Annotated in this window: 16 protein-coding genes; 13 read left to right on the top strand and 3 right to left on the bottom strand. The window is 59.3% G+C overall.

The genetic code is table 11. The features are described 5' to 3' along the window. Window positions 1-15 precede the first annotated feature (15 nt). From ACR0FG_RS04665 to ACR0FG_RS04710, 10 genes are all read left to right on the top strand, one after another. Entirely contained in the window at window positions 16-951 is a 936-nt protein-coding gene (locus ACR0FG_RS04665) for an aspartate carbamoyltransferase catalytic subunit (protein WP_170712540.1), read from the top strand. Further along, window positions 948-1,466 carry a hypothetical protein gene (locus ACR0FG_RS04670; RefSeq protein WP_480890621.1) on the top strand — a complete coding sequence of 173 codons (519 nt, stop codon included), beginning with the start codon at window positions 948-950 and terminating at the stop codon, window positions 1,464-1,466. The genes ACR0FG_RS04665 and ACR0FG_RS04670 overlap by 4 nt, the downstream gene beginning before the upstream one ends. After that, complete coding sequence (locus tag ACR0FG_RS04675) at window positions 1,451-1,837, top strand: hypothetical protein (RefSeq protein ID WP_480890624.1); 387 nt, start codon at window positions 1,451-1,453, stop codon at window positions 1,835-1,837. Before ACR0FG_RS04670 ends, ACR0FG_RS04675 begins: the two co-directional genes overlap by 16 nt. Next, window positions 1,834-2,286, top strand: coding sequence for a hypothetical protein (locus ACR0FG_RS04680; RefSeq protein WP_480890627.1), 453 nt, complete (start codon window positions 1,834-1,836; stop codon window positions 2,284-2,286). The genes ACR0FG_RS04675 and ACR0FG_RS04680 overlap by 4 nt, the downstream gene beginning before the upstream one ends. After that, entirely contained in the window at window positions 2,283-3,563 is a 1,281-nt protein-coding gene (gene pyrC / locus ACR0FG_RS04685) for a dihydroorotase (RefSeq protein ID WP_480890629.1), read from the top strand. The genes ACR0FG_RS04680 and pyrC overlap by 4 nt, the downstream gene beginning before the upstream one ends. After that, window positions 3,563-4,168, top strand: coding sequence for a glycerol-3-phosphate 1-O-acyltransferase PlsY (gene plsY / locus ACR0FG_RS04690; protein WP_480890632.1), 606 nt, complete (start codon window positions 3,563-3,565; stop codon window positions 4,166-4,168). The genes pyrC and plsY overlap by 1 nt, the downstream gene beginning before the upstream one ends. Before the next feature lie 82 nt (window positions 4,169-4,250). Continuing rightward, window positions 4,251-4,793, top strand: coding sequence for a GbsR/MarR family transcriptional regulator (locus ACR0FG_RS04695; protein WP_480890634.1), 543 nt, complete (start codon window positions 4,251-4,253; stop codon window positions 4,791-4,793). 69 nt (window positions 4,794-4,862) lie between these two features. After that, the gene (locus tag ACR0FG_RS04700) at window positions 4,863-5,696 is read left to right on the top strand and encodes a fatty acid desaturase (protein ID WP_480890637.1); all 834 of its coding nucleotides are present in this window, start codon (window positions 4,863-4,865) and stop codon (window positions 5,694-5,696) included. A 208-nt stretch (window positions 5,697-5,904) separates the two neighbouring features. Next, window positions 5,905-6,381, top strand: a complete 477-nt coding sequence (locus tag ACR0FG_RS04705) for a YHS domain-containing (seleno)protein (RefSeq protein ID WP_170712532.1) — start codon at window positions 5,905-5,907, stop codon at window positions 6,379-6,381. Between the two features lie 265 nt (window positions 6,382-6,646). Next, window positions 6,647-7,180, top strand: a complete 534-nt coding sequence (locus ACR0FG_RS04710; RefSeq protein WP_170712530.1) for a porin family protein — start codon at window positions 6,647-6,649, stop codon at window positions 7,178-7,180. A 40-nt stretch (window positions 7,181-7,220) separates the two neighbouring features. Here ACR0FG_RS04710 and ACR0FG_RS04715 read toward each other — a convergent pair whose 3' ends face one another. Next, window positions 7,221-8,204, bottom strand: coding sequence for a quinone oxidoreductase family protein (locus tag ACR0FG_RS04715; RefSeq protein WP_480890640.1), 984 nt, complete (start codon window positions 8,202-8,204; stop codon window positions 7,221-7,223). A gap of 197 nt (window positions 8,205-8,401) precedes the next feature. Between ACR0FG_RS04715 and ACR0FG_RS04720 the strand changes: the two genes are divergently transcribed. Continuing rightward, complete coding sequence (locus ACR0FG_RS04720; protein WP_170712526.1) at window positions 8,402-9,259, top strand: DUF2189 domain-containing protein; 858 nt, start codon at window positions 8,402-8,404, stop codon at window positions 9,257-9,259. On the opposite strand, the gene ACR0FG_RS04725 is transcribed toward ACR0FG_RS04720, so the two are convergent. Together ACR0FG_RS04725 and ACR0FG_RS04730 are read right to left on the bottom strand one after the other, a co-directional pair. Further along, window positions 9,256-10,242 carry an NAD(P)H-quinone oxidoreductase gene (locus tag ACR0FG_RS04725; RefSeq protein ID WP_480890643.1) on the bottom strand — a complete coding sequence of 329 codons (987 nt, stop codon included), beginning with the start codon at window positions 10,240-10,242 and terminating at the stop codon, window positions 9,256-9,258. The two genes, ACR0FG_RS04720 and ACR0FG_RS04725, sit on opposite strands and share 4 nt — an antisense overlap. 63 nt (window positions 10,243-10,305) lie before the next feature. Next, window positions 10,306-10,998: a COQ9 family protein gene (locus ACR0FG_RS04730; protein ID WP_480890647.1), complete on the bottom strand. Its 693-nt coding sequence runs from the start codon at window positions 10,996-10,998 to the stop codon at window positions 10,306-10,308. A gap of 111 nt (window positions 10,999-11,109) precedes the next feature. Between ACR0FG_RS04730 and rpsU the strand changes: the two genes are divergently transcribed. Continuing rightward, complete coding sequence (rpsU, locus tag ACR0FG_RS04735) at window positions 11,110-11,316, top strand: 30S ribosomal protein S21 (RefSeq protein WP_005614280.1); 207 nt, start codon at window positions 11,110-11,112, stop codon at window positions 11,314-11,316. 292 nt (window positions 11,317-11,608) lie between these two features. Continuing rightward, the gene (locus ACR0FG_RS04740; protein WP_480890650.1) at window positions 11,609-12,784 is read left to right on the top strand and encodes a CAP domain-containing protein; all 1,176 of its coding nucleotides are present in this window, start codon (window positions 11,609-11,611) and stop codon (window positions 12,782-12,784) included. Window positions 12,785-12,808 lie beyond the last annotated feature (24 nt).

Consider the following 12,808-nt stretch of genomic DNA (forward strand, 5'->3'; position numbering starts at 1 on the left):
GACAGGAGCCCGCCCATGCGTTTCGCCCATCGTCACCTACTTGGCATCGAGCATCTGTCGCAATCCGATATCACCGCCATCCTTGATCTGGCCGAGAAATACGTCGACCTGAACCGGCAATCGACCAAGCATTCCGATGTGCTGGCGGGGCTGACCCAGATCAACATGTTCTTTGAAAACTCGACCCGCACGCAGGCCAGTTTCGAAATTGCTGGCAAGCGGCTGGGTGCGGATGTGATGAACATGGCGATGCAGGCCAGCTCGATCAAAAAGGGTGAAACGCTGATCGACACCGCGCTGACGCTGAATGCGATGCACCCCGATCTGTTGGTGGTGCGGCATCCGCATTCGGGCGCGGTGGATTTGCTGGCGCAGAAGGTGAACTGCGCCGTGCTCAATGCAGGCGACGGACGGCATGAACATCCCACGCAGGCGCTGCTGGACGCCTTGACGATCCGCCGCGCCAAGGGTCGGTTGCACCGGCTGAACATCGCGATCTGCGGAGATGTGGCGCATTCCCGCGTCGCTCGGTCGAACCTGATCCTGTTGGGCAAGATGGAAAACCGCATACGCCTGATTGGCCCTCCGACGCTGGTGCCCCGTCAGTTCGCCGAATTTGGTGCCGAGATTTACGATGACATGAACGAAGGTCTCAAAGACGTGGACGTCGTCATGATGCTGCGCCTTCAGCGCGAGCGGATGGATGGCGGTTTCATCCCATCCGAACGCGAATATTATCACCGCTACGGTCTGGACGCGGCCAAACTGGCACTGGCCAAGCCGGATGCCATCGTCATGCACCCCGGCCCGATGAATCGCGGGGTCGAGATTGACGGCACGCTGGCCGATGACATCAACCGGTCTGTCATTCAGGAACAGGTCGAAATGGGTGTCGCCGTGCGCATGGCCGCCATGGAACTGCTGGCCCGCAATCTGGCCGAGGCCGCATGAGCGATCTGACCGTCGCCCCCCATGAACGCGGTGTGATCCGCCTGTTCTCGCTGGACATGCGCCCGGAAGAGGCGAAGTTCCTGCGCGAACCGGGGGCTGCTGATCAGGTTCTGGGGGTCAACGGTCTGGACCCAGACCAGATCGACATTTTCCCGGCCTCGGACCTCGAAGACCTTGGGCTTTACGGATATCTGAACGAAGGCTGCGGTGTATCCGAGGATCAGTTGGACCGTGCCGCGCTAGAGGCCATCGAAGGTTGGGTCATGGTAGTGCGCAGCGCTGCGTTTGGAGGGCACGCCGTGACGCTTGCCCCTGATCCAAGGCTACACCTGATCGGGCTATACACCGAAGAGGCAACGAACTGGTCCGGCGGCACGATAGAAACAGAAAGCGCCAGACCGTTCTCTGCCCCTCAACCTGCGCCCGAGGGCACTCAGCGCCGCCGCGTCGGGTCTGCCATTCTGGCACTGGCGATCCTGATGGCCATCGGAGGCGCATTGTGGCTGATCCTGTGATCTTCCGCGCTGACAAAGGCGCGTATTTCCGCACCAACACATGGCTCGCCGCCTTTGCTATGGCGGCTGCGATGTTGGTTCTGTTGCTGATCGGCAATCCCTATGTCTGGACCGGAGCGCCAGCCGGGTTGGCCGCCATTGGAATTCGCGCATGGTATCTGGCCTCGGAAGAGCTGGCCGCAGAATGGCAGATGACCGACACCACCTTAACCGGCCCCGGCCCGCGTACGGTAGCGCTGAACCAGATCGAGGCCGTCAACACCATGGGCAGCTTTGTCCAGATTGTCACCAAGGGTGGCGACAAGCACCTGATCAAGTATCAAGCGGATCCCGCCGCGACCAAAACAGCCATCGAAAGGGCCGTGGCATGAGCGACGAGTGGTGGCGTCAGCGGATACCTGAGACCGAAAAGGTTCTGTGGCAAGGGCGGCCGGATCAGGGGTATTTCCCGCCTCGATTCGGGTGGGCATACAAGGCTTGTATTGCTGGCCTCGTCCTTATTTGGCTATTCAGCCCTTGGTTTCTGGACGTCATCAGGGATTTTTGGAAGCTCGCCGGTGCCACGATGCTTTTGGGCTTCGCGATCTGGGCAGATCGTTTTGTTCGGGCGCAGCGTATGTACGTCGTGACTTCGCGAAATGCATGGGAAATCAACAAGGGCCTCAAAACCAAGAAGCTTGAGATCAACCAGTTTCTCAACTTCCGTATTGGACGCCGTGCTATCCTGTTCAGCCGACATCCGTTTTTCACTTTTTCCCACCTATCCGACCCCGATGCCGCTTTGAAAGCATTGACTCAAGCCCGAGAGGCCTCGACATGACTTCGTTAGTTTTCACCAACGCCCGCCTGATTGATCCCGAAGCCGGGACTGACGACCTCGGTTGGTTGCAAATCACCGGCGGCCGGATCATGGCGCGCGGTGAAGGCGACGCCCCGGCCTCGGATGCCGAGGTCATCGATTGTAACGGTCACTGCCTTGCGCCAGGGATCGTCGATATCGGCGTCAAGGTCTGTGAACCCGGCGAGCGGCACAAGGAAAGCTATAAGTCCGCCGGGCTGGCCGCTGCAGCGGGGGGGGTGACCACGATCGTGACCCGCCCCGATACCAGCCCGGCTACGGACACACCGGAAAGTCTGGAATTTGTCACCCGGCGGGCGCAAGCAGACACGCCGGTTAATGTGTTGCCTATGGCTGCCCTGACCAAAGGGCGTGAAGGCCGCGAGATGACCGAGATCGGGTTTTTGCAAGATGCAGGCGCAGTTGCCTTCACCGATTGCGATCACGTAGTCACCAACACCAAGGTTTTTTCCCGTGCGCTGACTTATGCCAAGTCCTGCGGTGCGCTGGTCATCGCCCACCCGCAAGAACCGGGTCTGAGCGCCGGGGCCGCGGCCACCAGCGGCAAGTTCGCGGCGTTATACGGCTTGCCCGCCGTCTCACCCATGGCCGAGCGCATGGGGCTGGATCGCGACATCGCCCTGCTGGAAATGACCGGAGCCGCCTACCATGCCGACCAGATTACCACCGCCCGCGCCCTGCCCGCGCTGGAGCGCGCCAAGCGCAACGGGCTGGACATTACCGCCGGAACCTCGATCCACCATCTGACACTGAACGAGCTGGACGTGGCCGACTATCGCACCTTCTTCAAAGTCAAACCGCCCCTGCGGTCCGAAGATGACCGTCAGGCGGTGATCGAGGCGGTGCGGACTGGCCTGATCGACACGATCAGTTCGATGCACACGCCGCAAGACGAAGAAAGCAAACGCCTTCCGTTTGAAGAGGCGGCCTCGGGCGCCGTGGCGCTGGAAACGCTGCTGCCTGCGGCGCTGCGGCTCTATCATTCGGACCTGTTGGACCTGCCCACGCTGTTCCGCGCCATGGCGCTGAACCCGGCCAAACGGCTGGGGCTGGATTCGGGGCGTCTGTCCAAGGACGCGCCCGCTGATCTGGTGTTGTTCGATCCGGATGTGCCCTTTGTGCTGGATCGGTTTGCCCTGAAATCCAAATCGCAGAACACACCGTTTGACGGGCAGCGGATGCAAGGTAAGGTCACGGCGACCTATGTCGCAGGCCAAGAAGTGTACCGGAGACCCTGATGCCCCCCTTTGACAGCTCGATCACACAGCTCATCCTTTGGGCTGCGCTGGGATATCTGATTGGTTCGGTTCCCTTTGGCATGGTCGTGGCCCGCGTGATGGGGTTGGGAAATCTGCGCCAGATCGGGTCGGGCAATATCGGCGCGACCAATGTGCTGAGAACCGGGAACAAAGCCGCCGCCGCGCTGACGCTGATCTTTGACGCGGCGAAAGGAGCGGTCGCTGTTCTGCTGGCACGTGCGATGGCCGGAGAAGACGCCGCCCAGATCGCCGCGCTGATGGCTTTTCTGGGCCATTGTTTCCCGGTTTGGCTGGGGTTCAAAGGTGGCAAAGGCGTTGCAACCTTTCTGGGCCTGTGGCTGGCGCTGGACTGGCGCGTCGGGGTGGCGTGCTGTCTGACATGGCTGGTCACTGCCCTGATCTGGCGGATCTCGTCGCTGGGTGCGCTGGTGGCGGCGGCTTTGTCGACCACATGGGTGATGGTATTGACCGACGGTTCAACCTTCATCCTTGGCATTGTCCTGACCTTGCTGGTCTATTGGCGACACAGCGCCAATCTGGCGCGGATCAAGGCCGGAACCGAGCCGAAAATCGGAAAGTCGTAGTCTGAACAACGGCGCGCGTCGGGGTTGATCGAATCAATTATTCCTGTAATTTCTGTTATGACAGAAAAGAATGGAATTATTGATGCAACTGACGCAAGCCATGCAGGACTTTATCCTTCACTGGGGCGAAATGGGCTCCAAATGGGGGGTGAACCGATCTGTGGCGCAGATCCATGCCCTGTTGCATATTTCTCCGGACCCTCTGACGGCTGAAGAAATATGCGACACGCTTGGGCTGGCACGGTCGAATGTCTCGAACGGGTTGAAAGAGCTTCAGAGTTGGAAACTGGTAAAGGCCAGCCGAAAACTAGGAGATCGCCGCGATCACTTCCATTCGATCCGGGACATGTTTGATCTGACCAAAGCAGTTGTCGTAGGTCGCCGCGAACGCGAGTTCTTACCAACGCTTGCCGCCATGCAGACCGCCGCACGAGATGCGCGCGAGGATGGCACCCCGGACAAAGTCCGCAAACGTCTAGAAGCGACTTTGGACACCATGCAGATGTTCGACGACTGGTATGTCGATGTGAACCGACTGCCACGTCGCATCCAGCTTGCCATCGTTAAACTGGGCGGACGCATTGCACGGTTACTGCCCAAAGGAACGGAAGAGTCATCTGAGTAAAAAATTTTACCTCGTAATTTCTGTCACTACAGAAATCTCTGTATTTAACGTCATCGCTAGGAGTGTATTGTGACCGATCCCATTTCTCATCATCAGGAACGCGCACCGAAAGGTGTGATTTGGGCCGATCTGGTCCCTCTCAGCCGTTGGGACAAAGTTCAGGAATTGATGCTGCCATTGCCATGGCTGGTTTCTTCGATCGGGCTTTACAGCACCCAATGGTGGCCACTGGGGTTTGTTGCCAGTTTCATGTTCTTTCTGTGCGGGCTTCGCCTGAACCATGAGGCGATCCATGGCAATTTGGGCGTTTCGCGTCGCTGGGACAGTTTGGTCATGCACGCGCTGAGCGCGCTGATGCTGGGGTCGAACCATGCGTTTTGCCAGTGCCATCTGCGGCATCACAAACACGCAATGGGCCCCGGAGATTGCGAAGGGCGTTGCGGGCATATGTCCCTTCTGCAGGTTCTTTTGTACGGGCCGCGCTTTCCCATTGATATCAACCGCGCGGCGTGGCGCGCCTCAACCTGGAAACTCCGCAGGCGAATCCTGATCGATTGGCTATTGGTTATAGCTGTGGTCGCGGCGGCGTTTCTGAGCATGTCGCAGGCTCTGGTCCTGCACGTGCTGGCGATGGTGGTCGCCCAATCCCTTGCGGCCCTGTTTGCGGTCTGGATAACGCATCAGGGAACCCATGACAGCGGCATCGCCGCCCGCAGTCAGCGCGGGATTCTGGCCCGGTTGGCTTATCTGATGTTTTATCATCGCGAACATCACCTGTTTCCCAAAGTTCCGGTAAGCCGGCTGCCGGTGCTGGCCGACCGGTTGGATCGAACGGTCGATGGCTATTCGGCCCGGCGCAAACCGATTGTCGGGTGGCTGGAACCGCGCCGGTACCGGGTCTGAAACCCATCCCAGACCCATGGCCTGCAACGCACAGATGCACATGTCCCGTTCACCAATACACATTCACAATTGATTGTTTTGAACGTGATGGGGGCAAGTCCCAATTCGGTTCCGTGACCGCCAATTACCGGCGTCGCAAAAACAAATCCGGTTCGCCGGAGCAAAATTCAGGTGCTCGAACGCGGGCCTATTCACGAAAGGTGAAGTCATGAACAAGATCAAATCCATCATTGGCGGCGTCGCGCTGTCTGTCGCCATCGCAAGCTCGGCCCTGGCGGCTGGTGTCGAACTGAACGCAAGCTCGACCGGTCTGGCAATGCAGGGCTATGACCCGGTTGCCTATTTCACCGAAGGCGAAGCCACCAAGGGTGATTACCGCATCACCGCGCTGCATGACGAAGCCATGTACCGCTTTGCCAACGAAGAAAACAAAGCCGCGTTTGAAGCCAACCCAGACGCATACCTGCCTGCCTATGGCGGCTACTGCGCATTCGGCGCGGCGATGGGCTTTAAATTCGATGGCGACCCGAACCACTGGAAAATCGTCGACAACAAGCTGTACCTGAACCTTTCCAAAGACATTCAGGAACGCTGGGAAGGCGACATCCCGGGCTTTATCGAACAGGCCAGCACCAACTGGGAAACCATCGCAGACAAATCCCCCGCAGAGCTGCAGCAGCAATAATCCGCTGACCAAACTGCATTTACCGGCGGCAGGCTTACCCCTGCCGCCGATTTCATTTGAAAGACACGTTTCCCTTCCTAAATCCTGTTTCAATAGAAGCGTCCAAAAACGGACCGCGCGCCGCCTGCTCGAGAGGGCGGTGAGTTCTTCGGTACGGAACACCTAATCCATCAGAAATCCCACCCAATTGGGTGGGATCAGACACGCGATGCGCACCTCTGACAGGGGGCATCTGCGCTGCGATTTTGAACGGAAGGAAGAAACAATGACAGCAAAACTGGCTCTTGTAACCACTGTCGCAACTTTGGCGGCAGGATCGGCCATGGCACAGGCTTCGGGCAACTGGACCGGCTTCTATGCAGGTGGGCAGCTTGGCTATGCCGACGTGGATACCAACGCAACAGGCGTCGATGGCGACGGTGCGATTGGCGGTATCCTTCTTGGCTATGACTATGACCTTGGCGACTGGGTCGTTGGTGGCGGCTTTGACTATGACTGGGCTGATATCGATCTGTCGGGCGCGGCAACGCTTGAAGATGTCTGGCGGATCAAGGCGCGGGCCGGATACAAGGTGAATCCGCAAGGGTTGCTGTATGGAGTCGGTGGCTATGCGGACGCGGGCACCGACAATCTGGGTAGCGACAATGGCTGGTTCCTTGGGGCCGGGTATGAACAGATCATCGCCCCCAATGTCAGCCTTGCGGGAGAGATCCTGTACCACGAGTTCAACAACTTCAACTCAAGCGGCGTAGACGTGGACGCAACCACATTCCAGATCCGCGCCGCCTACCGGTTCTGAGCGTTCAACGGCCCCGGCATGTCCTGCCGGGGCCTGTTGTTCAGAGTGCCAGTACCGTGCTTCCGGTGGTTTGCCGCGCTTCAAGCGCGCGATGCGCGTCGGCCACCTGATCCAGCGGGAAGGTCTGATCTACGTGGATCTTGACTTCGCGCCCCTCGACCTTGCCGAACAGTCGACGTGCCATCGCCTGACAAACCGCGTGATCCCCGATATGCGTGAACAATGTGGGCCGCGTCAGTTTCAGCGAGCCCCTTTGCGCAAGCATTCCAAGGTCCACAGGTGGAACGGGGCCGGATGCGTTGCCAAACGAAATCATCATGCCCAATGGTTTCAGGCAATCCAGCGACCCTTCAAACGTATCTGCCCCTACGGAATCCATGACCGCATCGACGCCTTTGCCGCCCGTGATCTCGGCCACGCGGTCCACAAAGTTCTCGGTCCGGTAGTTTATGCAATGCGCCGCTCCGTTGAACTGCGCCAGCGAGCATTTTTCGTCCGTCCCGGCCGTTCCGATCAGGGTGATCCCTTCGGATTTGGCCCATTGGCAGGCGATCAGCCCTACCCCGCCCGCTGCGGCGTGAAACAACACCGTGTCCCCGCGCTTTAGCGGCGTGGTTCTGTGAAACAAATATTCGACGGTCATGCCCTTCAACATCATCGCAGCCGCTGTTCGGAACGATATACTCTCGGGCAAAGGGCAGACCTGCGTGGCGGGCATCACCCGTGCCTGCGTGTAAGCACCGGGCGGGGCGGCTGCATAGGCCGCACGCTGACCGGGCACCAGATGCGTGACACCTTCGCCAACGGCCTCGACAACTCCGGCCGCTTCCATGCCCAGCGCGTGCGGCAAATTCAATGGATAAAGCCCGCTGCGCTGATACACGTCTATGAAATTCAACCCACACGCCTGATGGCGGATTCTGATCTCGCCCGGGCCGGGATCGCCGACCGGGCGGTCTTCGATCCGCAGAACCTCGGGGCCGCCGCTTTCGTGAATGACTACGGTGCGTGCCGTTTGCTGCATGATGCTCTCCCTGAAGGTTTTGGGCCAAGCTAACACGCCTGTGAAACAGGGCAATCCACTTGCTTTGGCATGTGTGATCGGACGTGAGCGCAGAAATGTGCTATACTACAACCAGGCGTTGCCGGAACATCCGGTCACGGACAACCAGAGAGCCGGATGCACCCCGCGGCGTGACCATGCCAGGGAAGGGGATGATGATGGACAAGACAATCGGTAATCCAATCAGCTGGGCCGCTCGGAACCTTGGGGCGACCAGCGAACATATTGCTGAAAGCGTATCAACAGTCGGCAGTTCAGACACCCGCGAAATGCCGATGGTACAGACCCTGACGATGCAGGATCTGCGCGCCTGCCTGCAGGCGGGATACCGTGATTTTCTGGAAACCCGCGCGGATGCGGTGTTTATCGTTTTGGTCTACCCGATTGCAGGGCTGTTGATGTTCGGGATCGGGTTGAACAGGAACATGGTGCCGCTGCTGGCCCCGTTGATCGCCGGATTTGCCCTGATCGGACCAGTCGCCGCCGTTGGGCTGTATGAAATCAGCCGCAAACGTGAACAGGGCGGCGAGGTGCATTGGCTCGATGCGCTCGGCGTCTTCCGCTCGCCCTCATTCGGTGCGATTCTGGCGCTGGGCTTTTATCTGGTCATGCTGCTGCTGGTCTGGCTGATGGTCGCGCAGAGCCTTTACGTTCAAACGCTTGGACCCGAGCCTCCGTCCTCATTCGGGGCATTTGTCACCGCGACGCTGACTACGGGCGCAGGTTGGGCCATGATCCTGATCGGCACCGCCATCGGCTTTCTGTTTGCGCTTATGGCGCTGGCCATCAGCGTGGTGAGTTTTCCATTGCTGCTGGACCGCAAAGTGGGGCTGCCCATTGCGGTCGTGACTTCGGTACGGGTTCTGCGGCATAACCCAGGCGTCATCCTTGCCTGGGGTTTCCTGGTTGCAGCATTACTGGTCATCGGAGCAATTCCGATGCTGTTGGGCCTGATCGTCGTGATGCCGGTTCTGGGCCATGCCACCTGGCATCTGTATCGCCGCGCGGTAGCCTAGCCCGAGACGTTCAAGACGATCTTGCCGATATGGCCGGAACTTTCCATGCGCGTATGAGCAGCGGCAGCCTCGGCTAGGTCAAACTCGCTGTCCATGACGGGGGCCACCTTCCCGGCCTCCAGCAAAGGCCAGACCGCCTCGCGCAATTCCTGAGCAATGCTTGCTTTGGCCAAGTCGCTTTGCGGCCGCAATGTGCTGCCGGTCAGGGTCAGGCGTTTGACCATCATCAGGGCAAAATTCACCTCGACCATCGGACCCTGCAGAAAAGCGATCTGAACCAGACGGCCATCTTCGGCCAGCGCCTTGATGTTGCGCGGGATATAGTCGCCACCCACCATGTCGAGGATCAGGTTCGCGCCGCCTTCGGAACGCATCGCGGCCACAAAATCCTCGTCGCGATAGTTGATCGCTTTTTCGGCCCCTAGTTTGACGCAAGCGGCGCATTTCTCGTCTGATCCGGCGGTTGCAAAGACGCGCGCACCAAATGCGTTTGCCAACTGAATCGCCGTGGTCCCAATGCCGCTCGAGCCGCCATGGACCAGAAAACGCTCTCCGGCCCTCAATCCGCCACGCGTGAAGACATTGGACCAGACGGTAAAGAAGGTTTCGGGCAGGCACGCTGCCTCTTTCAAGCCCATTCCCACAGGCACCGGAAGGCAATGCGCCGCCGGTGTCGCAACATATTCGGCATAGCCACCGCCGGGCAACAGGGCGCAGACCTGATCGCCGACAGCCACATTGTCGACCCCCGAGCCAACAGCCACAACTTCGCCTGACGCCTCAAGCCCCGGAAGATCGCTGGCCCCGGGCGGCGGATCATAGGCGCCCGCCCGTTGCAGCGCGTCCGGTCGGTTGACGCCAGCATAGGCCGTTTTGATGATGACCTGCCCGTTGCCCGGTTCAGGCACTGGACGTTCCGTCAGCTGCAAAACGTCCGGGCCGCCGGGGGCTGTGATTTCAACGGCGCGCATCATCTGGGTCATCGGCAAATCTCCTTTGTCCAATGCCTAGCAGGCATCGGTTGAAAGGCCCAGATGCAACTGCATCTACTTGCGCGGGTTCAGCAATCCGGGCAGATCGGCGCGCATCCGCATCGGTGCCTTGACCTGCCCTGCCAACCAATTGGGGACCGACAGGAACGGCTTGAATAGCGGGTTCTGGTTCACCTGCGCCTTGAGCTTTTCGAACTGCATCACGCCTTCGATGCGGCGGTCCAGAAATGCCCACGTATTCTGATGATCAGGGCTGTCATCGCCCAACCAATAGAGCAGGGTCGAGGAATAGACCCCCGACAGCGTCGCCCGTTTGGTGTACCAGTTCACGTCATCAGACGTATCCCCCAGCGCATCCCAAATCTGATCGCAGGTGCCCCAGATCGCCTTGGCCCCATCCGCCGCATGGATCGGCAGAGCAAACAGTGTGACACCACGGCGCACGGCTTCTTTGTCCTGAACAGCCTGCAACCGGAACCGGACGGCCGTCGCGATCTTGTCGCGGAATTTCAGATCACTCAGGTCTTCTGTCTTTAGCCGTTCCAACATCGCCGCATCCCCACGTGCATGGAAGGCAAGCGCCAGATCAACCGCCCCGCGGGGGCAGATGGCTCGGGCCAGACCCTCATCCATGTCGCACTCTGCGACCGCCGCGCGAAAGCTGGTTTCCGACCAGCCATCGAACGGGACATGGTCCAGCATGGCATCCAGCAATTTCTGCTTGGCGTCTTCATATGTCACTGTCATGGCAGTTCTCCGGTGCTTGGACCCAGTACTAGACAAGTTAGACCGGCTTTGCTATACGGCCACTTCCTGCAATTTCCTTGCAACTCTATCTAGAAAGGTGGTGACAACCACATGCAGGTTAGTGTTCGCGATAATAACGTCGATCAGGCGCTTCGTGCCCTGAAGAAAAAGCTGCAGCGCGAAGGCGTGTTCCGTGAAATGAAGCTGAAGCAACATTTCGAGAAGCCGTCCGAGAAGAAAGCGCGCGAGAAGGCTGAAGCGATCCGCCGTGCCCGTAAACTGGCACGTAAGAAAGCACAGCGCGAAGGTTTGCTCTAAGCACCTGACGCTCGTCCAGCTTTGGATGACACTATTTGACGACCCCCGAGGCCCCGCCCGGGGGTTTGTCGTTTCTGGCGGGCTTTGCCGCCAATCGGGTCCTTCTTCTTGTGCAGGAATATGCCGACCTTTGGTCCGATCATTTGGACCGGCATTTTGCAGCGCAGCGAATCACCTCTGCCAGCACCCGCCCGCCAATACCCGCCCTGATTGAACCCGGCCCCTTTTCGACCCGCCCAGCGCCCCTGTAACTGGCCCGGTCTGCAAAGACCCAAACCAAACGGAGGCAAACATGTCGACAGCAAGCACAGTCGAGCGGGAAATGCTGGCCCTGATCAATCAGGAACGCACATCCCGTGGGCTGACCCCCCTACAACTGGAGACACAACTGAACGACTCGTCCGAGGATCACAGCACCTGGATGCTGGATACGGACCGCTTTAGCCACACCGGTCAGGGTGGCTCAACCGCGACCCAGCGGATGCAAGCGGCTGGCTTTGATCTGGAAGGCAGCTGGCGCACCGGCGAAAACATCGCGTGGCAATCAGAACGTGGCGCGCCGGGCATCAGCGACGATGTAGCTCAGCTACACGAGAACCTGATGAACAGCCCCGGCCACCGCGCCAATATCCTGAACCCTGATTTCAGATATATCGGGATCGGCATCGAAACGGGCGACATGCAGGGCTATGACGCAGTGATGGTCACGCAGAACTTCGCCGCGACCAGTGCCGACGTCATGCTGGACACAGGCGAAAACGTGACGCCGCCGGTTGAAGAAGACGTTGCGGAACCAGTCGAGGACGTGGAAGATCCTGTCGAAGAAGATGTTGTCGTTCCGGTTGAAGACACGGATGACCCCGTCGAAGAAGACGTCGCCGAACCGGTTGAGGACGTGGATGAACCCGCCGAGGAAGACGTCGCCGAACCGGTTGAGGACGCGGATGAACCCGTCGAGGAAGACGTCGCAGAACCGGTCGAAGACACGGATGAACCCGTCGAGGAAGACGTCGCAGAACCGGTCGAAGACATGGATGAACCCGTCGAGGAAGACGTCGCAGAACCGGTCGAAGACACGGATGAACCCGTCGAGGAAGACGTCGCAGAGCCGGTCGAAGACACGGACGAGCCCGTCGAGGAGGAGATCGCCGAGCCGGTCGAAGATACCGACAAACCCGAAGATGTGGTGGACACGGAGATGCCCGAGATCGAAGGATTCGACGTTCAGGCCTTTCTGGCCGAGATCGAAGCCTTCGTCACCGCGCTGCAATCCCGCTTTGATCAGTTCGACTGGAACGTACCAGCGCAGGATCAGGACGATTCGGACCCGAACAGCTTTGAGTTCACCTTCAGCTTCGAGTTCTCGGATGACAGTGACGTCGCCGAGGCCGATCCCGTCGAAGACACCACCGATGACTTCTGCTGCGTGCCGTTCATCGATACGAGCTGCGGATTCGACTTCGTCTAAAATCAATGGATGCGGGGCACTTCG

This window comes from Ruegeria sp. E1, from assembly GCF_056534225.1.

Excerpts from the sequence above, each read along its gene's own strand:
- ACR0FG_RS04705 (WP_170712532.1), top strand. The coding sequence starts at position 5,905 with ATGAACAAGATCAAATCCATCATTGGCGGCGTCGCGCTGTCTGTCGCC.
- ACR0FG_RS04695 (WP_480890634.1), top strand. The coding sequence starts at position 4,251 with ATGCAACTGACGCAAGCCATGCAGGACTTTATCCTTCACTGGGGCGAA.
- ACR0FG_RS04670 (WP_480890621.1), top strand. The coding sequence starts at position 948 with ATGAGCGATCTGACCGTCGCCCCCCATGAACGCGGTGTGATCCGCCTG.
- plsY (WP_480890632.1), top strand. The coding sequence starts at position 3,563 with ATGCCCCCCTTTGACAGCTCGATCACACAGCTCATCCTTTGGGCTGCG.
- ACR0FG_RS04740 (WP_480890650.1), top strand. The coding sequence starts at position 11,609 with ATGTCGACAGCAAGCACAGTCGAGCGGGAAATGCTGGCCCTGATCAAT.
- ACR0FG_RS04665 (WP_170712540.1), top strand. The coding sequence starts at position 16 with ATGCGTTTCGCCCATCGTCACCTACTTGGCATCGAGCATCTGTCGCAA.
- ACR0FG_RS04720 (WP_170712526.1), top strand. The coding sequence starts at position 8,402 with ATGGACAAGACAATCGGTAATCCAATCAGCTGGGCCGCTCGGAACCTT.
- pyrC (WP_480890629.1), top strand. The coding sequence starts at position 2,283 with ATGACTTCGTTAGTTTTCACCAACGCCCGCCTGATTGATCCCGAAGCC.
- ACR0FG_RS04715 (WP_480890640.1), bottom strand. The coding sequence starts at position 8,204 with ATGCAGCAAACGGCACGCACCGTAGTCATTCACGAAAGCGGCGGCCCC.
- ACR0FG_RS04730 (WP_480890647.1), bottom strand. The coding sequence starts at position 10,998 with ATGACAGTGACATATGAAGACGCCAAGCAGAAATTGCTGGATGCCATG.
- rpsU (WP_005614280.1), top strand. The coding sequence starts at position 11,110 with ATGCAGGTTAGTGTTCGCGATAATAACGTCGATCAGGCGCTTCGTGCC.
- ACR0FG_RS04710 (WP_170712530.1), top strand. The coding sequence starts at position 6,647 with ATGACAGCAAAACTGGCTCTTGTAACCACTGTCGCAACTTTGGCGGCA.
- ACR0FG_RS04680 (WP_480890627.1), top strand. The coding sequence starts at position 1,834 with ATGAGCGACGAGTGGTGGCGTCAGCGGATACCTGAGACCGAAAAGGTT.
- ACR0FG_RS04725 (WP_480890643.1), bottom strand. The coding sequence starts at position 10,242 with ATGACCCAGATGATGCGCGCCGTTGAAATCACAGCCCCCGGCGGCCCG.